Annotated in this window: 14 protein-coding genes; 5 read left to right on the top strand and 9 right to left on the bottom strand. The window is 66.8% G+C overall.

Annotated features, from left to right (window positions below; translation table 11 throughout):
• The first annotated feature begins 367 nt into the window (after positions 1-367).
• Both DM194_RS29070 and DM194_RS14065 read left to right on the top strand, forming a co-directional pair.
• Entirely contained in the window at positions 368-2236 is a 1869-nt protein-coding gene (locus DM194_RS29070; RefSeq protein ID WP_111068220.1) for a carbohydrate-binding domain-containing protein, read from the top strand.
• Positions 2237-2802: 566 nt separating this feature from the next.
• Entirely contained in the window at positions 2803-3207 is a 405-nt protein-coding gene (locus tag DM194_RS14065; protein WP_162630033.1) for a hypothetical protein, read from the top strand.
• 132 nt (positions 3208-3339) lie between these two features.
• Here DM194_RS14065 and DM194_RS14060 read toward each other — a convergent pair whose 3' ends face one another.
• Complete coding sequence (locus DM194_RS14060) at positions 3340-4683, bottom strand: GntP family permease (RefSeq protein ID WP_111068218.1); 1344 nt, start codon at positions 4681-4683, stop codon at positions 3340-3342.
• Between the two features lie 188 nt (positions 4684-4871).
• The gene (locus DM194_RS14055) at positions 4872-6314 is read right to left on the bottom strand and encodes an alanine/glycine:cation symporter family protein (RefSeq protein WP_111068673.1); all 1443 of its coding nucleotides are present in this window, start codon (positions 6312-6314) and stop codon (positions 4872-4874) included.
• A gap of 301 nt (positions 6315-6615) precedes the next feature.
• On the opposite strand from DM194_RS14055, the gene DM194_RS14050 reads away from it, so the two are divergent.
• Complete coding sequence (locus tag DM194_RS14050; RefSeq protein ID WP_111068217.1) at positions 6616-7710, top strand: DUF808 domain-containing protein; 1095 nt, start codon at positions 6616-6618, stop codon at positions 7708-7710.
• Positions 7711-7782: 72 nt separating this feature from the next.
• Here the strand turns inward: DM194_RS14050 and DM194_RS14045 are convergent, their stop codons facing one another.
• From DM194_RS14045 to DM194_RS14015, 7 genes are all read right to left on the bottom strand, one after another.
• Positions 7783-9867, bottom strand: a complete 2085-nt coding sequence (locus DM194_RS14045) for a hybrid sensor histidine kinase/response regulator (RefSeq protein WP_111068672.1) — start codon at positions 9865-9867, stop codon at positions 7783-7785.
• A 14-nt stretch (positions 9868-9881) separates the two neighbouring features.
• On the bottom strand, positions 9882-11381 hold the full coding sequence (locus DM194_RS14040; RefSeq protein ID WP_111068216.1) for an ATPase domain-containing protein: 1500 nt from the start codon (positions 11379-11381) through the stop codon (positions 9882-9884).
• Positions 11365-11604 carry a hypothetical protein gene (locus DM194_RS14035; RefSeq protein ID WP_111068215.1) on the bottom strand — a complete coding sequence of 80 codons (240 nt, stop codon included), beginning with the start codon at positions 11602-11604 and terminating at the stop codon, positions 11365-11367. The genes DM194_RS14040 and DM194_RS14035 overlap by 17 nt, the downstream gene beginning before the upstream one ends.
• Positions 11605-12022: 418 nt before the next feature.
• The gene (locus tag DM194_RS14030) at positions 12023-14350 is read right to left on the bottom strand and encodes a xanthine dehydrogenase family protein molybdopterin-binding subunit (RefSeq protein ID WP_111068214.1); all 2328 of its coding nucleotides are present in this window, start codon (positions 14348-14350) and stop codon (positions 12023-12025) included.
• Positions 14347-15366: an FAD binding domain-containing protein gene (locus DM194_RS14025; RefSeq protein WP_111068213.1), complete on the bottom strand. Its 1020-nt coding sequence runs from the start codon at positions 15364-15366 to the stop codon at positions 14347-14349. The genes DM194_RS14030 and DM194_RS14025 overlap by 4 nt, the downstream gene beginning before the upstream one ends.
• Positions 15363-15884: a 2Fe-2S iron-sulfur cluster-binding protein gene (locus DM194_RS14020; protein WP_111068212.1), complete on the bottom strand. Its 522-nt coding sequence runs from the start codon at positions 15882-15884 to the stop codon at positions 15363-15365. Before DM194_RS14020 ends, DM194_RS14025 begins: the two co-directional genes overlap by 4 nt.
• Positions 15885-15992: 108 nt before the next feature.
• Complete coding sequence (locus DM194_RS14015) at positions 15993-17423, bottom strand: sigma-54 interaction domain-containing protein (RefSeq protein WP_194295289.1); 1431 nt, start codon at positions 17421-17423, stop codon at positions 15993-15995.
• A 316-nt stretch (positions 17424-17739) separates the two neighbouring features.
• Here DM194_RS14015 and DM194_RS14010 point away from each other — a divergent pair, with 316 nt between their 5' ends.
• Positions 17740-18654: a 3-hydroxyacyl-CoA dehydrogenase family protein gene (locus tag DM194_RS14010; RefSeq protein WP_111068211.1), complete on the top strand. Its 915-nt coding sequence runs from the start codon at positions 17740-17742 to the stop codon at positions 18652-18654.
• Positions 18655-18757: 103 nt separating this feature from the next.
• Positions 18758-19696 (top strand): 3,5-dioxohexanoate:acetyl-CoA acetone transferase, encoded by a 939-nt coding sequence (gene kce, locus DM194_RS14005; protein ID WP_111068210.1) that lies wholly within the window; start codon positions 18758-18760, stop codon positions 19694-19696.
• Positions 19697-19708: the final 12 nt, after the last annotated feature.

Below are 19708 nucleotides of genomic sequence, written 5' to 3'. Positions count from 1 at the left end.
GCAAGAGACATGATCAAGATGTTGCCGCAAGGTAACGTGCGGCAAATATGAAACAGAATTCATGCATTTTTCCAAAACATGTCATACTTTGGCCCTACCATTTGAGATTATGGTTCGCACGTTAACGGCGTGGTGTCGTCGCTTGATCAGCCTATGAAATGCGACGGTCTATCGGATGATAGGCAGGCGACGATAGACAAGCCGTTTGGATGAATTTCAAGGAGTTGTTGGCAATGCCGACAATATCAGGACGGTTACTGTAGCTTTCCTTTGATATCGCTCACCTTCTGTTGTCGTGGCTCCCGGCGCGCAGTGCTGCCGGTGACGCATTCGCGACCATGAGCGATCGGAAAAGCCAATCCCGACCATGATCGACCGGAGAAGGCGCCCTCCCGGCGCCGGCCCCGTCGATTCCTCAGCCGGCGTTCACCACGGGCGCCGCACGGATCGCGTTTGCCTGCTCGCGAGCGGCTTCACGATTCTCACCCAGCGTGCATACAAGGAAATCCAAACTATGGCCGACATTTACGTTTCGACCACTGGTTCCGACTCCAACTCTGGCACCAAAGACTCGCCCTTCAAGACCATTCTCAAGGCGTCCCAGGTCGCTGAGGCCGGCACCACGGTCCATGTCGCGCCGGGGACCTACATCGGTGGATTCCAGACGACGAAGAGCGGCACGACCGATGCGCCGATCCATTACGTGTCGGATGAGAAGTGGGGCGCCAAGATCGTTCCGGGGGCCGGCAACAGCAAGATCGAGGCCTGGGACAACCGCGGCGACAACGTCATCATCGATGGCTTCGAGATCGACGGCAGCAACCCGCAGGGCGGCACGCCGTGGCTTTCGGGCATCTACACGACCGGCACCAACTCGGTGGTTCAGAACAACAAGGTCCACGACATCGTTCGTGATTCCGCGGCGATCAACGCCGCCCACAGCGGCGGCCAAGGCGGCGGCGGCATCCTGGGCGACGGCTATTTCGGCGACAGCAACATCAGCGTGAACGGCAACGTCGTCTACAACATCGGTCCGGCCAACAGCACGACCGATCTGGTCCATGGCATCTATATGTCGACGTCCGGGCAGGTGCAGAACAACATGGTGTATCAGGCGTCGGGCGACGCCATCAGCACCTGGCATGACGCCCATCACGTCAAGATTCTCAACAACACCATCTTCGCCAGCCACAACGGCATCATGATCGGCGGCGGCGATTATTACCACACGAGCGGCCCGAACGACCACTCGCAGGTCTCCAACAACATCATCTACGACAACGACACCGGCATCATGGAGTTCGGTGATACCGGCAGCAACAACATCTACAGCAACAATCTGATCTACGGGAACGACACCAATCTCAGCATGAAGAACGGAAAGGTCACCGGTACGGTGAGCGCCGATCCGAAATTCGTGAAATACGATCCGTCGGGCAATGGCGACTATCGTCTGACCTCCGATTCTCCCGCCGTCAATTCCGGCATCAGCTCCGGCGCGCCGACGCTGGACATGAACGGCGACGCCCGTGAGGGCGCTGTCGACATCGGCGCCATGGAGTACCAGTCGACCACGTCCACGCCTCCCGCCGGGTCGGCTCCTCCGTCCTCCTCCGTGCCCTCGACGCCGGCTGCCACCGAGGCCACGGCGAAGATCGTTCTGAATGTGGACGGCACGGCAGCGGGCGGCGTCAACGCCCACTTCAACCTGCTGATCGACGGGAAGAAGATCGGTGAAGGGGTCGCCGGTACGGAGGCCAAGGATTTCGTCTTCACCACCACCGTGGCCGCCGATCAGGCTCACAAGGTGCAGGTGCAGTATGACAACGACAGCGTCGTCAACGGCCAGGACCGCAATCTGACCGTCAACAAGATCACGATCAACGGCAAGGCCGTGGCGCCGACCGACTCGAACGTGACCTATGACAAGGGTGCTCTGGACGGCAGGGACGTGGCCCCCGGCCAGGCGGACATGTGGTGGAACGGCACGCTTGTGGTGAGCGCCGACAAGAGCCTCTTCTCCTCGTCCGCGGTCACCGCTCAGGCGGCGGCATTGCCGGAGGGGGCCGACCAGTTCGACATTCGTCAGTACATGGTCGCGCAGGCATCGAACACGGTCGAGATCCCGGCCGATACCAGCGGGACGGCATCGATCGATCTCTGGGCCTCGGAGCCGGATCTGTTCGCCGCGACCGCTCATCTGTCGGATTCGCTGAACGAGTTCGACGCGGCCTAACCTTAAAACGATCAGGCCGACGGTCTTTTGAGATGCGGAGGGCGCTTTCGGGCGCCCTCCGTATCGCTTTTCCGTTTCTTGGGATAGCATCGATAGCCAGTGCGGAGAGGCCTCCGTCCAATCCGGCGGTCCGGGCCAATCCGTCTTGTGCATCGTGTTTCCGAACGGGAACGCAAGCTGCCCGGACTCGGTAAACACCCTCTATTCACCTGCGTCCCGATCCCCCGGATTGCGACCTGTTCTTTCCCATGGTCTCTCGCTACAGTGGCGAGAATTTGGAAAGGCGGGTTGCCAGGCGTTCAGAAAGGCGGCCTTGAAAAAGAGGCGTAATTCGCCGTTCCTCTTCTAAATAAAAAGCAAACAACAATTTTAGTATTTTCCCCGCACAAATTTTCCCGATCTTTCTTTGTCGAGTCTTAGAAAATCTGTGAAAATATTTATAATTTCCGATTCTGATCAAAGAGCCGTTCCAGAAATATCCGCATTAAAAAGAAGCAGTACACGCCGACGGGTATCCTCCACGCGGGGATCGACTGTCCGGTCGGCGTTGCTTCAGGGAGGTCACCATGCGAACCAGCAACGCAGGGCGCTCGGACCATACGGCAACCGATCCCATATCGGACAATGTCCTGTGGGACAACGGCATGGTGAAGGCCAGCATGCGCGGCGTCTCGGTGCTGGAGGCCGAGCATGTTCTTGCCAATGTCTGGCGCCGTGTCGAGGAGTATGGCGTCAGCGCGCCGCACCTGCACTTCGATTTCAGGAGCGACGGAAGCATCAGCCTGCGCTTCACCTTCACCGATCCGGTGATTGCCGCGCTAGTCCTGAACGGGCTGGCGCGCGTCGTCTGGAGGCGCCGGAGGCTGGAGATCAGGCAAGGCTGCGCACATCGTCGTTCAGCCAGGGTCCACAGCGGCGCAGCGGTGATCAGGCGGCTTTGCGGAAGACTGGAATCCCCACGCTGGTCATGAGGATCGTCGCCTTGCGGCCGATGGCCACCTCGCCCTTCCGCGCGGTGAGAGCCAGAGGCGCTGGCTGTGCCTCATAAGGCCCCCCATAAGGACATCCAACCGAGGCTTCGTCCGCGGTTCGCACACACACGCCTACAGCACCAGAATGGCGGCGATCCAGACGGCGAAGGCGCCGACCGTCCCCTGGATCAGGGTTCCCAGGGTCTGCAGCCGATAACCGTCGCGCGTGGTCATGTTCGAGAATTGCGTGACCACCCAGAAGAAGCTGTCGTTGGCATGGGAAACCACCATCGCCCCGGCGCCGATGGCCACGGTCACCAGCGCCTTGGCGGTGGCGCTGTCGAGCCCAAGTGCCGGCAGCAGCGGGGCCATGAGGCCGGCGGTGGTGATGATCGCGACCGTGCTGCTGCCCTGCGCCGTCTTGATGCCGGCCGCCACCAGGAACGGCAGCCAGATCCCGAGATTGGCGCTCGCCAGGCTGTCGCCGATGACCTGGGCGATGCCGGAGTTCTGCAGCACCTTGCCGAACGCGCCGCCGGCCCCCGTGATCGTGATGATGATCGCCGCATCGATCACGGCCTGCCCCACCCAGCCGGAGGTGGACATCATCTCCCGCGTCAGCCGCTTTGGAAGCATCAGCGCCAGTCCCACGCCGATCAGAAGCGCCACGACGGGCTGGCCCAGGAAGGACAGGATCTGCACGATGCCGCCCGTGCCGAACGGCTTGGCCGGCAGTTCGGCGATGGAGCGGAGCACGATCAGCAGGATGGGAACCGCGATGGGGACCAGCGACTTGGCGGCCGACGGCGCGTCCGCATCGGCTTGCGGCGCGTCGCGGGCAGGATCCTCGTCGGGACGGTACGGTTCGATCGGCACGCGCGCGGCGTACAGGATGGCGAACAGCCAGCCGGCGGCGGTGGCGATGGCGGCGATCGCCATGCCCCACAGAATGACCAGCCCCAGGTCGGCGCCGAGAATGCCGGCCGCGGCGACCGGCCCCGGGGTCGGCGGCACCATGGTGTGGGTGGCGTACAGCCCGAGGGAAAGTGCGATGGCGGTGGCGGCGAGGCTGATCCCGGCCTTGCGCGCCACGGCCTTGTTCAGCGACGACAGGATGACGAAGCCGGAATCGCAGAACACCGGGATGGAAACCAGATAGCCCATGACGGACATGGCCAGCGGCGCGTTGCGCTGCCCGGTCATGCGCAGGATGCTGGAGGCGAGCCGGAAGGCGCCCCCGGATTTCTCCAGGAAAATGCCGATGATGGTCCCGGCGATGATGACGATGCCGATCGAGCCGATGGTGCCGCCGAACCCCTCGTTCACCGATTTCACCACGTCGGCCAGCGGCATGCCGGACAGGATGCCGAAGCCGAACGCGGTGATGAGGAGCGCCAGGAAGGGGTGCAGGTTCAGCCGTGCGGTGGCGAACACGATGAAGGCGATGGACAGCAGCAGCAGCAGGACCAGCAGCATGGCGCGCCTCCCAAGGAGCGAAGTTGACCAGGCGTAACACGCCCGTGGGTGGCGAGTTCCCGCGCCGGTGGAGTGGCCGCGGCCTCATGGGGCTTGCCGCGCTTGGATAGCAGCGGCGGAGACGCGCCCGCCGTTTTGAGGGCGCGCGCAAAGCCTGATGCGTCCGGGTTTGCGCTGAATGCTATCAGTCACCGCCTCGCGGGGGATACGTGCCCGCCTTTCGTGGCTGCCGGCGGCTCCTGCTCGACGATCCAGGCCTCGCGGTCGAGGTCCAGATCGGCGAATTGCGCGGCGTCGAAGACGGGCGACCCGACACCGGCGGCGATTTGCCGGTCGTAGTCCCGCAGGATGCGCATGCCGACCCGGAACAGCATCACCAGCGCGGCGAGGTTGACCAGCGCCAGCAGCCCCATGGTGAGGTCGGCGAAGGCGAAGACGGTGCTGAGATCCTGTTGCGATCCCCACATGACCAGGATCAGCGTCAGCACACGGTAAATGGTGAACAGGGTCCGGTTCTCGTTGCTGAAGAAATTCAGGCTGTTCTCGCCCAGATAGTAGTTGTAGATGATCGATGTGAAGGCGAAGAGCATCAATGCGACGCTGACGAAGGACCGTCCCCACTCGCCCACCACGTTGGCCAGCGCCGCCTGGGTCAGCTCGATGCCCTTCAGTTCCGATCCCGGCTGGTAGACGCCCGAGAGCAGGATGATGCAGGCCGTGCAGGAGCAGATGATAAGGGTGTCGATGAAGACGCTGAACGCCTGCACCACGCCTTGCGCGCCGGGATGCTTCACATAGGCGATGGCGGCGACGTTGGGGGCGCTGCCCAGCCCCGCCTCGTTGGAGAACAGGCCCCGCCGCACTCCCATCGTGATGGCGGCCCCCATGGTGCCGCCGATCGCCGGTTCCAGCCCGAAGGCGCTCTTGAAGATGAGCGCCAGCACGCCGGGCACCGCGCCGGCGTTCAGGACGATCACCACCAGCGTCATCACGACATATCCCACCGCCATGACGGGCACCACGATGTCGGCGACCTCGGCGATGCGCCTGATGCCGCCGAAGACGATCAGACCGACGACGGCGACCAGCACGATGCCGGTGACGAGCGGCGGCACACCGAAGGCATCCGCGACGGAGGTCGCGGTGGTGTAGGACTGCAGCGCGGTGAAGCTGAAGCCGAACGTGACCAGCAGCAACCCCGAGAACAGCGCTGCCAGCCAGCGCATCTTCAGCCCTCGCTCGATGTAATAGGCCGGTCCGCCCCGGTATGTGCCGTCGGGTTCGGCGATCTTGAAAAGCTGCGCCAGGCTGCATTCGAAGAAGCTGGTCGCCATGCCGATCAGCCCGATGATCCACATCCAGAAGACCGCCCCCGGTCCGCCCAATCCGATCGCTACCGCGACGCCTGCGATGTTGCCGGCGCCCACCCGTCCGGCGACGCTGAGCATCAGGGCCTGGAAGGAACTGAGGTGCCCCGGCTGGCGCCCGAACGCCCCGACCAGCGTGCCGAACATCCTCCCGAAGTAACGGAACTGCACGAACCGCGACGCCACTGTGAAGGCCAGGCCGATCGCAACCAGTACGACGGTCAGGACATAGTTCCACAGCAGGTCGTTCACGAAACCAAGCATGACGGCTGCCCCCCGGCTTTCGGCCGCGAGCGGCCCCATGTGCTCGATAACGCGCCAGGGTTCCCGATGTGCCGGCTGCCGGCCGGTAGAGACCTATGTATTCCCTTTGCCTTTCCCGCCGTCCTTTCCGGTTTCAGGCCGCCGAAGGTGCAGGGCGGCGCCCCCGGCCTCATGCCGGCCGCAATCGTTTCCGGGCCGTGGAACACGCGTCCTGCGCGTTGGTTCAGCATCTGGATGAAATCCGGAAAGCCCCAGGCCGATGTTTGTTAGGATGGCGCCGGGATCATGAGGAGCCGCTTCCTTGAGCACTGGACTGATCGCACTGCTTGACGACGTCGTCGGTTTGGCGAAGGTCGCCGCCGCTTCGCTGGATGATGCCGCCGGGCAGGCCGCGAAGGTGGGGGCCAAGGCCGCCGGCGTGGTGGTCGACGATGCCGCCGTCACGCCACGCTACGTCGTGGGTTTCACGGCGGATCGTGAATTGCCGATCATCGGCAGGATCGCCGTGGGCTCCCTGAAGAACAAGCTGATCGTGCTGTTGCCGGCCGCCCTGGTCTTGAGTCTCGTGGCGCCCTGGGCCATCACGCCGCTGCTGATGCTGGGCGGCGCCTTCCTTTGCTATGAAGGGGCGGAGAAGGTCTTTGAAGCCATCTGGCCGCACGAGGCCCATGACGGCCATGGTGCGGAGGGCATTGCCGACCCGCAATCGGCCCGGCAATTCGAAGAGTCCAAGGTCAACGGCGCGATCAAGACCGACCTGATCCTGTCCGCCGAGATCATGGCGATCACGCTGTCCGCCGTCGCCGCGGAGGTTTCCTCCTTCTGGATGCAGGCGCTGGTCCTGGCCATCGTCGGGGCCGGCATCACCGTCGCGGTGTACGGCGCGGTGGCGCTGATCGTGAAGGCGGACGACGCCGGCCTGTCCCTGGCGCAGAACGACCGGCCGGTTTCCAGCATCTTCGGGCTGCGGCGGCCGAGCGCCGTGGCGCCGGGCGGGGTTGACCGGCTGCTGCGCCCGCTGACGCAGGGGCTGGGCCGTGGTCTCGTCTATGGAATGCCGATTTTCCTCAAGCTGCTCAGCCTCGTCGGCACCGCCGCCATGCTCTGGGTCGGCGGCGGCATCATCATCCATGGGCTGGAAGGCTATGGGTTCGAGGAACTCGGTCACGCGATCCATGACGCCGCCGCGGCGGTCGGCCATGCGCTTCCGGCGGGGGCGGCGGTGATCGAATGGCTGGTTGCCGCCGCGATGGCCGGCATATTCGGGCTTGTTCTCGGCGCGCTGCTGATCCCGCTGGTCCACCGCGTCGTCATGCCGGCCTTCGCGATGCTGAGACGCAAACGCGGCTCCGTGGCGGAAACCGCTTCGTCCGACCGTCCTCAGCGTGCCGACTGACGGTCCATTCGTCGGGGCGGGCCCACTGCGAGCGAGTTCCGGAATTCGGCGCGCTAATCGGGGTGGAGGCCGTCACTCTGCTTGGCCGGGGAGCGAACCCCTCGCCATTCCGGCCAACAGCTTGGCCGTCGCAACGGCGAGTTGGCTTTGCGTGTATGGCTTGGCGAGCCGCGGCAGGTCGGCGACCACGCCCTCCGGCAGATCGGCGTATCCCGTCGCCAGCAGAACCGGCAGGTCCGGCGCCATGGCGCGGGCCGCCTGGGCAAGCTCGACCCCGGTCATGCCGGGCATCGCATAATCGGTCAGCATCAGGTCGACCGCCTGCCCGCTGCGCAGAAGCTCCAGCGCCTCGCTGCCCGAACTCGCTTCGAGGACCGTGTGCCCAAGGTCGGACAGCATATCGACGGTGCTCATGGCGATCAGCGCGTCGTCGTCGACCACGAGGACCACGGCGGGAGACACGTCGACCGCCGGGGCCGGCGGCAGCTCGGCCGCCCGGGCCGGTGTGCCGGCCTTGGGCAACCACAGCTCCACGACCGTTCCCCCGCCCGGAACGCTCGACAGCCGGAACGCGCCGCCGGACTGCACCGCCAGACCGTGGACCATCGACAACCCCAGCCCGGTGCCCTTGCCGATGCCCTTGGTCGAGAAGAAGGGCTCGACCGCCCGCGCGACCGTTTCCTCATCCATTCCCATGCCGGTGTCCCGCACGCTGACATGCGGGTAGGAACCGGGCGGCAGACCCGAAGCCTCGGGAACCGGCGCCTCGTCCACGGTCACGGTGAGCGTGCCGCCGTCGGGCATGGCATCGCGGGCATTGACGGCGAGATTCAGGACGGCCAGTTCGAACTGGTTGGGATCGATCAGTGCCGGTGCTTGGGTTGACGGAGCGTCTATGCGGATGACGACGCGCGGGCCGACAGACCGTTCCAGCAGCGTTCTCATGCCGTCCAGCAGCCCGGCAAGGTCCACCGCCTGCGGCTGCAGATCCTGGCGGCGGGCGAAGGCCAGAAGCCTTTGGGTCAGCGTCGCCCCGCGCCGGGCGCCCTGCATGGCGCCGTCGAAAAGGCGCTCCGTCGCCGGATCGGCGGGAAGTCGTTTGCGCAGCAATTCCAGATTGCCGAGCACCGCCATCAGCAGGTTGTTGAAGTCGTGCGCGACGCCGCCGGTCAGCTGGCCGAGCGTCTCCAGCTTCTGCGTCTGGCGCAGTTGCTCTTCGGCGCGTTCGCGGTCGCGGATCTCGTCGCGCAGCTGGTCCAGCGTCGCCGCCAGTTCCCGGGTGCGTTCCCGCACCTTGGATTCCAGCGTCGCGGTAAGGCGCTGCAGCGCCTCCTGAGCCGCCTTCTGGTCGCTGATGTCGACGATGACGGCGAGCGCACCCGCAGTCCTGCCGGTGGCGTCCTGTACGGGCACGCCGCTGACACGGGTCCAGACCGGCTGGCCGCCGACAGGACGATAGACGAACTCGATGCCGCTGACGGTTTCGCCGCGCAGGGCCCGTTGAGCGACGAATTGGTCGCGGGACAAGCGGCGGCCCTGCTGATCGTATCCAATCCAGCTCTCTTCTCCGTCCGGCAGCAGGGAGGGGATGACGGCATCCGGGAGGAAGCGGCGGAATGCCGGATTGGACAGGATGGTCCGGCCGTGCAGGTCCATCAGGTTCACCGCCACCGGCAGGTGTTCCACCAGCGTTTCGAAGCGTGCCCGTTCGTCGGCGAGGTCCGCGAGGAGGCGCTCGCGCTCCGCGAGCCTCGCCCGCGCCTCGTACTGCCGGCGACGGCCGCGCAGGCAGGTCCGCACGACGCTGATCAGGGTGGTCGGGTGAAACGGGCGTTCCACGAAGGTGACGTTGCCCAGCAGTTCGGTCAACCGGGCCGCCTCGGGCGTGCGTTCGGCGCCATTGCCCCGCAAGGTCAGCAGTATGACGGGAAGGTCCGACCAGGAGGGCTGCGCGGCGATCCAGCCGGCGAGGCACTGGAGATCGGCGGTGCGCACCGCCTCCTCCACGAGGATGAGCAGGCCCGCTCCGTCCTCCAGCGCCGAGCACAGCGCCGGCAGGTCGGGACAGGCGTGCGTGGCGATCCCGACCTCGCCCAGCAGGGCGGAAGCGACGGCGGCATCCCGTCCGTGCGGCGCCAGGATCAGCGCCCGCTCCATGATCGCGGCCTCGCTCAAGCCGGATCGTCCTTCAGCAGAGGCCCGCCTTGGCCGATATAGACAGGCACGCCGCACAGCACCCCCTGGAACTCGGCCAGCGGCGGTCCGAGGCTGATGCCCTTGTCGTTGACCCGGTACTCGCGGATCGTGTCCTCGTGCGGACCGGCGCGCTTCTTGATCACCGAGATCGCCCGCCGGACACGGCCCAACGCCTCGAAGTAACGCAGCAATACGACGGTATCGGCCAGATAGGTGACGTCGACCGGGGCCTGCATGTCGCCGATCAGGCCATGTTGGGCGATGGTGAGGAAGGTCGTCACGCCCTGGCGGTTCAGGTACAGCAGCAATTCGTGAAGATGCAGGACCAGAAGCTGCTCTTCCGGCATCGCAGCCTGATAACCGTTGAGGCTGTCGATCACCACGCTGCGGATCCGGTGGTCGTCGACGCAGGCGCGGACCCGGTGGGTGAACTCGCCGGGCGCCAGTTCCGCCGCATCCACCTGCTCGACGATCACGCTGCCGCTGTCGCGCATGGCTTCGAGATCCAGGCCCATCGCCTTGGTCCGGGCGAACAGCAGGCCAAGCTCCTCGTCGAAGACGAACAGCGCCGCCCGCTCTCCCCGTGCGACGGCCGCCGCCACGAACTGAATCGCCAGCAGCGACTTCCCGGTCCCCGCGGGGCCGATGATCAGGGTGCTCGATCCGCGCTCCATGCCGCCGCCCAGCAGCGTATCGAGTTCGGCGATTCCGCTGGCCAGACGCTCCCCGGAGAAACCGGTCCGATGCTCGGCGGCGATCAGCCGGGGGAAGACCTGGAAGCCGCCGGTGGTGATCGTGCAGTCGTGGTAGCCGCCGCGATATGCCTGCCCACGGTACTTCAGCACCCGCAATCGCCGCCGCTCCGCCCCGTAGGCCGGCGTCACCATCTCCAGACGGATCACGCCGTGGGCGATGCTGTGGACCGTCTTGTCCATGGTGTCGGTGGTCAGGTCGTCGAGCAGCAGCACGGTTGCGCCGTGCCGGGCGAAATAATGCTTGAGGGCGAGGATTTGGCGCCGGTACCGCAGCGAGCTTTGGGCAAGCAGCCTGATCTCCGACAGGCTGTCGAGAACGATCCGCATCGGCTTGCTCCGGCCGATCGCCTCGAAGATCAGCTTGGTCGTCTCGCCGAGTTCGAGGTCGGAGGAGTAGAGCAGACTTTGCTGGTGCGCCTCGTCGAGCAGGCTCTCCGGCGGAACCAGCTCGAACACCGTGATCTCCTCGCCGAGCGTCCAGCCATGCGTGGCCGCGGCGTCGCGCAGTTCGCCATCGGTTTCCGACAGCGTGATGTAGAGCCCGGTTTCGCCGGCCGCCGCGCCATCCAGCAGGAACTGCAGGGCAATGGTGGTCTTGCCGGTGCCGGGGCTGCCCTCGAGCAGGAAGACACGGTCGCGGGCGAGACCGCCGGCGAGGATGTCGTCGAGGCCGGCGATGCCGGTTCGCGCCTTGCGCGGCGGTTCAGAGGGTGCGGGCATGGCAGGCCATGAAATCCGTCTTGAGGGTGTCGGGCAGCGCGTGCGCCGGGATGCGGGCCAAGGTATCGGCAAGGGCACGCTGCGTATGCCAAAGATCATGCGCCAACTGAAGGCCGAGCCGGACATGGGCGGAAATGCCGCAGAGTCCGGCCAGCCGGGGCAGCCGGGCAGCCGTCCCGGGCGTGGCGGCGGCGGTGCCTGCAAGCACGCGGTTGCGCAGCACGGCTCCGGGGTGGGGCGGCGGATCAGCGGGCGGAGATAGTTCTGCGGACATCGGATTTGACCGGAATACACGGCCGCCTGAATGTAATGCATCGCAGGACAGAGTGCAGCCTGCACTATCCTCATCGACCCTTCGGCATAGAGGCGGTGAAGACAGGTTGCCGGCCTGTGTTCACGACGCCTCTATTTCCCGGTCGCTGGAATTTGTTTGCGGCAGGGGCGTGAAGATTGAACGGTTTGCGTACTCTTCGGTATCGGCGCGATGCCGTCGCCGCTCGCGGCCTCGCATCCGGGCCTGACCTTTGGCCGCGCCGCCGGCATGATCGGGGAGTGCCGGCCGCGATCCGCATGGCCCGATCTTCGGAGCTTCCCGTGCGACCGGCTTCGGGCCAACGGAACATGACCGGCTTGGGAGCCGGTCACAGAAGCTTGTCGAGCGTGATCGGAAATTCCCGCACCCTCCGTCCGGTGGCGTTGTGGATGGCGTTGGCGACGGCGGCTCCGGTGCCGGTGATGCCGATCTCGCCGATGCCGCGGGCGCCCATCGGGGCGTGCGGATCCGGGATGTCGGTCCAGATCACCTCGATCTCCGGCACGTCCAGATGCACGGGAAGGTGATAGTCGGACAGGTTGCGGTTCATGATCCGGCCGTTCCGCTGGTCGAACTGCGTCTCCTCCATCAGGGCCAGCCCCAGCCCCATGATGATGCCGCCGCGGAACTGGCTCGCCGCCGTCTTCGGGTTGAGGATGCGGCCGCAGTCGAAGGAGCCGAAAAAGCGGCTGACCCGCGTCTCGCCGGTGATGGCGTTGACGCGCACCTCGCAGAACATCGCGCCGTAGGAATGCATCGACCAGTGCATCGTCTCCAACGGCATCGGCGCGCTGCCTTCCACCGCCACTTCATTGCGTCCCGACCGTGCCAGGATCGAAGCATAGCTCTCGAAGCGGCCGGGTTCGTCCAGCTTGCGCAGGCCGGCATCGGCGCATTCCACCTCGTCGGCGCCGAGGCCGGCCAGCGGCGAGTCGTTGCCGGCGAGCGTCAGCAACTCGTCGACCAGCTCCTTTTGGGCCATCATCACGGCGAGGCCGACGGAGGCCGTCTGCTGCGACCCGCCGGCGAGAATGACGCCGGGCAGGCTGGAATCGCCATAGCGGACCGTCACCGCGTCCAGCGGCAGGCCGAGCCGGTCGGCGGCGACCTGCGTGTGGGTGGTCGCGGTGCCCATGCCCATCTCATGCGCCGCCACGTCGATGCGGGCATGGCCGGCGGCGTCCAGCGTGATGCGCGCCGCACCGCCGGGCATGCGGTGATAGGGGTAGGTCGCGGTGGCGCAGCCCATGCCGACGAGCCAGTCGCCCTCCCGCCGCGACCGCGGCACCGGGTTCCGCCGCTCCCAGCCGAAGCGCTGCGCACCGGCCCGGTAGGCCGCCACGATGTTGCGGGCGGAGAAGGGACGGCCGGAGAGCGGATCCTTCTCCGGCTCGTTGAGGACGCGCAGCTCGACCGGATCCATGCCGAGCTGCTCGGCCAGTTCGTCCATCGCGCATTCCAGGGCGACGGTGCCGACCGCCTCGCCGGGGGCGCGCATGAAGGTGTTGGCGACCATGTCGAGGTAACAGGTCTGCACCTCCAGCGCGAAGGTTTGGGCGGAGTAGGCGCTCTGTGTCGGCAGGATGAAGGGCTCCGGCATCGGGCTGTGGCGCGTCTTCGGAGTGACGCCGCGATGGATGATCGCCGTCAGCCGCCCGTCGGCATCGGCGCCGAGCGCCACCCGCTGCTCCGTCGGGCTGCGTCCGCCGACGATGCGGTACACGCCCTCGCGCGACAGGGCGATGCGGACCGGGCGGCCGGCCAGCCGCGCCGCCGCCGCCGCGAGGATCTGGTGCTGCCACAGCCCCTTGGCGCCGAAACCGCCGCCGACGAAGGGGGAACTGACATGGACCTGGGACTCCTCCAGGCCGAAGATCCGCGCCATCGTCCATGCGGTGTGCGCGACCGCCTGCGTGGCGTCGTGAACGAACAGATCGTCCCCCCGCCAGACCAGCGTCGCGCCATGCGGTTCCAGGGCGTTGTGGTTGTGGCCCGGCGTTCGGTAGACCGCCTCGACCTTGTGCGGAGCGGCGGCCAGGGCCGCGTCGGCATCGCCGACCACGGCGCGCAACGGCTCGCCCATGAAGGCCCCGACCTCGCAGCCGTCGGCCGTCGGCAGGGAGGTCGCAGCCGGCTCCTCCGCATAGGTCACGCGGATCAGCGAGCGGGCGTGGTCGGCCTGCTCCTGGGTTTCGGCGAGCACCAGGGCGATCGGTTCGCCGTTCCAGCGCACCCGGTCGTCCTGCATGACCGGCGAATCGTCGCCCGCCGCCGCCTTGTCTCCGCTGAGGAAGCGCGGCGGCGGGTTGAGGCGCGGCGCGTTGCGGTGGGTCATCACCAGGACCACGCCCGGCGCCGCCTCCGCCGCGCCGGTGTCGAGGGTGACGATGCGGCCCTTGGCGATGGTGCTGTAGGCGAGTGCGGCATAGACCATGCCGTCCAGCGCGATTTCCGCCGCGAAGGGGGCCGCGCCCCGCACCTTCAGCGGCCCATCGACCCGGCTGACCGGCGTGCCGATGTGGCCGTGCCGGCGCCGGAGCAGCGGGTCGGGCCGGCCGCCCGGCAAAAGGGCGCCGGGCGCCAGCTCGACCGCCTTCTTCATCGCCGTTTGCGCAATGCCCTGCGCCGCTTCCTTGCCCTTGTCGACGATGCTCATGCCCCGTCTCCCGCCAGCCTGTTTTCCGCCAACTCGCCGAGCATGGCGACGATGACGCGTTGCGCCAGTTCGACCTTGAACGCGTTGTCCCGCAGCGGTGACGCCTCCGCCAGTTCGGCGGCAGCCGCCGCCTGGAAGGCGGCCTCGGTCGCGGGTTGGCCGCGCAGCGCCTGCTCCGCCTTCGCTGCGCGCCAGGGCTTGTGGGCGACGCCGCCGAGCGCCAGCCGCACGTCCGTCACGGTCCCGTTCTCCACCGCCAGTGCGGCGGCGACCGAAACCAGGGCGAAGGCATAGCTCGACCGGTCGCGGACCTTGCGGTAGGCGGAGCGCATCGCCGGGGGCGGGGCCGGCAACTCCACCGCGGTGATGAGGTCGCCCGGCTGCAGCACCGTGTCGCGGTCGGGCTCGTCGCCGGGCAGCCGGTGCAGGTCCGCGAAGGGCAGGCGGCGTTCGCCCTGGGCGCCGGTCAGGTGAACGGTGGCGTCGAGGGCCGCCAGCGCCACGCACATGTCCGACGGGTGGGTCGCGACGCAGGAGGGCGAGGCGCCGAGGATCGCATGCATGCGGTTGAAGCCGTCGATGGCGTCGCAGCCCTGTCCGGGCTCCCGCTTGTTGCAGCGCGATCCGGCCCGGTCGTAGAAATAGGCGCAGCGCGTGCGCTGGAGGATGTTGCCCGCCACGGTCGCCATGTTGCGGATCTGCGGGGAGGCGCCGGCCAGGATCGCCCGCGCCAGCACCGGATAGCGGCTGCGGACCAGCCGGTGCTCAGCAAGGGCGGTGTTGCGCACCGCCGCGCCGATCAGCAGGCCGCCGCCATCGGTTTCCGCGATCACGCTCGACAGGCCGGTGACGTCCACCAGCGCCGTGGGACGCTCGATGGTTTCGCGCATCAGGTCGACGAGGTTGGTGCCGCCGCCCAGATAGCTGGCGCCCGCTTGCCGGTTGCCGCACTGACCGGCGATCAGGCGGACCGCGGCGTCGGCATCGGACGCCTGGGTGTAGGTGAAGGGCGTCATTCCGCGGCCTCCCGCTGTGCATCGGCCGGATAGGTTTCGGCGATGGCGTCGATGATGCCGTTGTGCGCGCCGCAGCGGCACAGGTTGCCGCTCATCCGCTCGCGCAGTTCGTCCCGGCTGTAGGGGATCGAGGCGGCGTCGATTTCGGCGGTGACGTGGCTGGGCACCCCACGCCGCAACTCTTCGATCATGCCGATGGCCGAGCAGATCTGGCCGGGCGTGCAGTAGCCGCACTGGAAGCCGTCATGCTCGATGAAGGCCTGCTGCAGCGGATGCGGCGCGCCCTCGGCGCCGAGGCCTTCAATCGTGGTGACGGAGCGCCCTTCATACTGCACCGCCAGCGCGAGGCAGGAGAGGATGCGCTGCCCGTCCACCAGCACCGTGCAGGCGCCGCAGGCGCCCTGGTCGCAGCCCTTCTTGGTGCCGGACAGATGGAGTTTTTCGCGAAGCAGATCGAGCAGGGAGACGCGGGGATCATCGGGCAGATCCACGTCGGTCCCGTTCACGGTGATACCCATGCGTTCCTCCCGGCCAAGCAGGGCCGGCCGGTCGTCACCGGCCGCATGAAGCGGGATAACAGGCGAACGGCGAAATGGTGCCGTTCATGGGGTCATGGGTGCGCGGTATCAGTCGTCCGGTTGCGAGGGAATGCCGTGCTTGCGCAGCTTGGCATAGAGGTTCGTTCGCGACAGGCCGAGCCTGCGGGCGGCTTCCAGCTTGTTCCCCCGGCTGTCTTCCAGCGCTTCGAGGACGAGGACCCGCTCCAGCTCGTCCATCGCCGCGGCCAGGGAGCGCTTGCCGTCGGGCGGGGGAGGAGGGGGCTGGATCGCGCTGCCCGGAAGGATGTCGGCGAAATCCTCGGCCAGGATGCGCTCGCCTTCGGTGCGCACATAGACCTGTTCGATCACATTGGCCAGTTCACGGACATTGCCGGGCCAATCATGCTGCCGCAGCGCATCGAGCGCCGCAGGCGTCAGCTCGCGCATCGGCTGATCGAGGCTGATGGCGATCTTTTCGGAAAAGAGCGAGGCGAGGATCTCCAGATCGTCCTTGCGGTCGCGCAGCGCCGGCAACTGGATCGGAAAGACGTTGAGCCGATAATAGAGGTCCGACCGGAAGGCGCCGCTCCGCACCATGTCGGCCAGCGGCCGGCTGGTGGCCGCGATGATGCGGACATCGACCTTGACGACCTGATTGGAGCCCAGCGGTTCGACCTCGCGCTCCTGCAGGGCGCGCAGCAGCTTGGCCTGCAACGGCAGCGGCATGTCGCCGATCTCGTCGAGAAACAGCGTCCCGCCATGGGCCAGCTGGAACTTGCCGGGGCGCGGCTGGCGCCCTGCGCCCGTATAGGCACCCGGCGCGACGCCGAAGAACTCCGCCTCTAGGAGATTTTCGGGAATGGCGGCGGTGTTGACCGCGACGAAGGGGCGATGGGCCCGGTCCGAGGCCGCATGGATCGACTGGGCGACCAGTTCCTTGCCGGTCCCGGTCTCGCCCAGCAGCAGCACCGCCGAACGGATTTGCCCCGCCCGGCGCACCAGCCGCTTGACCTGAAGCATGGGCGGGCTGAAGCCGATCAGGTTTTCGACCGTGTATTGGGAGGCCCGGCTGGCCGCCAGTTCCTGTTCCACGCGGTTCAGGCGCGATTGCAGCTTGTTGAAGCGGTCGGCGATGGGCCGAAGATAGGTCAGGCTGTTCTTCAGGGCGAAGGCGAGGGCGCCGATGACCTCTCCCCGCTCGTCGCGCAGGGGCAGGCGGCTGACCAGCAGCGTGTGCTCGCCATAGCGCATGATGTCCAGCGGCAGCGACCGGCCGGTTTCCACCACCTCGCGCATCCGGCTGTGCGGGATGACGCGCTCCACCGTCTGGCCGATCATGTCCGCGGTCGATTGCAGTCCGAGCTGCGCCATCAGCTTGTCGTTGAACCAGACATGCTTGTCGTTGGACCAGACGATGCGCGCCTCCCGGTCGACCAGTATGGCGCCGTCGATCATCTCGTCGATCATCTCCATCAGCGCCCGCGCCGCGGCGAAGTGACCGGCTTCCTCCGGCTGCATCCGACAGACCTCCGTGATGCCCATTGTCAAGATACTGAACATTATCTGTCAGAAAAGTGAACACAGCGAAAGCGCTAATTGGCAAAGATGGTCGGCCGTTGCGGAGAGCGATCTGTCTGAAATCACTGATTCCGGCGTTCCTCCATCCCGCATCGCGAAATCAAACCCCTTTTCTGCCAATCGGTTGCCCAATTGGCACGCGCGTTGCTAACCATCCTTTCGCAAGGTGGCGAAACGAACAATCCGCTCCACGCCTTATGTGCGGCGGAGGGCGGGGCGGGGGCTCCGGTCAGGCAGAAGGGGATATGCACGCGCCATGACAAAGCAGCGCATCGCGATCATCGGCGGCGGATTGATGGGGCACGGCATCGCGCAGGCCTTCGCCGCCGCCGGGCATCGCGTCGCGATCCAGGAACCTGATGCCGACCGCCGGGCGGCGATCCTCGGCCATATCCGCCGGAACCTTCAGCTCCTGGGAGAGGACAGCGCGGTCGCCGAGCTGATCCACCCGCAGGAAATGCTGGCGGACGCCGTCTCCGGCGCGGACATCGTGATCGAAGCGGTGCCGGAGGATCTGGCCCTCAAGCAGCGGGTCTTCGCGGCGGTCGAGGCGGCGGCTCCCGCCCACGCGCTTCTGGCCAGCAACACCTCGGTCATCCCGATCACCCGGATCATGGAGCGGCTCGGCGACAAGACCCGCGCCATGGGCACCCATTGGTGGAATCCGCCCCATCTGATTCCGCTGGTCGAGGTGGTCCAGACCCGGGACACCGATGATGCGGCGGTGGAGGCGATGATCGGCCTGCTGGCCTCCATCGGCAAGACGCCGGTGCATGTCCGCAAGGATGTTCCCGGCTTCATCGGCAACCGCCTGCAGCATGCGATGTGGCGCGAGGCCATCGCCCTGGTCGAGAGCGGCGTCTGCGATGCCGAAACGGTGGATACCGTGGTCAAGGCGAGCTTCGGCCGGCGCCTTGCCGTCTTGGGGCCGCTGGAGAACGCCGATCTCGTCGGCACCGACCTGACGCTGGCGGTGCACGGGCATGTCCTGGCCGATCTCGACCGCAGCGCCGGCCCGCAGACTCTCCTGCGCGATCTGGTCGCCTCCGGGCGGCTCGGCATGAAGGCGGGCGCCGGCTTCCGGACCTGGACCGAGGCGCAGCGGCAGGAGGTCGCCGACGGCCTCGCCGCCCATCTCCGCCGCCTGGATGGCCCGCCTGGGTGGCGTTGACCGCAACTGACCGCCAGAACGGCCGCCGGCACGGCGGTTCACCGACGCATAAGCTTCAATCGTCCGCAGCCTGCCCGGCCGGACCAGAACAGGAGGGCCATGCATGGCCGTGACACGGAACAAAGTGATCATCAGCTGCGCGCTGACGGGATCGATCCACACCCCCACCATGTCGGACGCCCTGCCGGTGACGCCCGACGAGATCGTCGAGCAGGGCGTCGGCGCGGCTGAGGCCGGGGCGGCGATCCTGCATCTGCACGCCCGCGATCCCCGCACCGGCCAGCCGACGCCGGACCCCGCGGTGTTCATGCAGTTCCTGCCGCGGCTCAAGCAGTCCACCGATGCGGTGCTGAACATCACCACCGGCGGCTCGCTGAACATGACGGTGCAGGAACGGCTTGCCGCCCCGCTGCTGGCCAAGCCGGAGATGTGCTCGCTCAACATGGGATCGATGAATTTCGGCATCTACCCTCTCGCCGACCGTTACAAGGACTGGAAGCACGACTGGGAAGAGCCCTATCTGCGCAGCACCGACGACTTCATCTTCCGCAACACCTTCCGCGACATCGCCTATATCCTTGAACATCTGGGCGAGGGCTGCGGCACCCGCTTCGAGTTCGAGTGCTACGATGTCGGCCATCTCTACAACCTCGCGCATTTCCTCGATCGCGGATTGGTGAAGGCGCCGCTGTTCATCCAGACCATCTTCGGCATCCTGGGCGGCATCGGGGCGGAGGAGCGCAACCTCGCCTTCATGCGGGAGACCGCCGACCGCCTGTTCGGCAAGGACTACCAATGGTCGGTTCTGGCCGCCGGCCGCCACCAGATCCCCTTCACGACCATGGCCGCGGTGATGGGCGGCAATGTCCGCGTCGGGCTGGAGGACAGCCTCTATCTCGCCAAGGGCCGGCTCGCCCGGAACAGCGCCGAGCAGGTGGCGAAGATCCGCCGCATCCTTGAGGAGTTGTCGCTGGAGGTCGCCACCCCGGCCGAGGCGCGCGCCATGCTCGACCTCAAGGGCGCCGACCAGGTGGCGTTCTGAGCCGTACCATTT

The sequence above is a fragment of the Azospirillum ramasamyi genome (assembly GCF_003233655.1).
In the GTDB taxonomy this organism is placed as follows: domain Bacteria; phylum Pseudomonadota; class Alphaproteobacteria; order Azospirillales; family Azospirillaceae; genus Azospirillum; species Azospirillum ramasamyi.
Note: the sequence above shows the minus strand (reverse complement) of the source record. Positions and strands in the feature narration are given on the sequence as shown.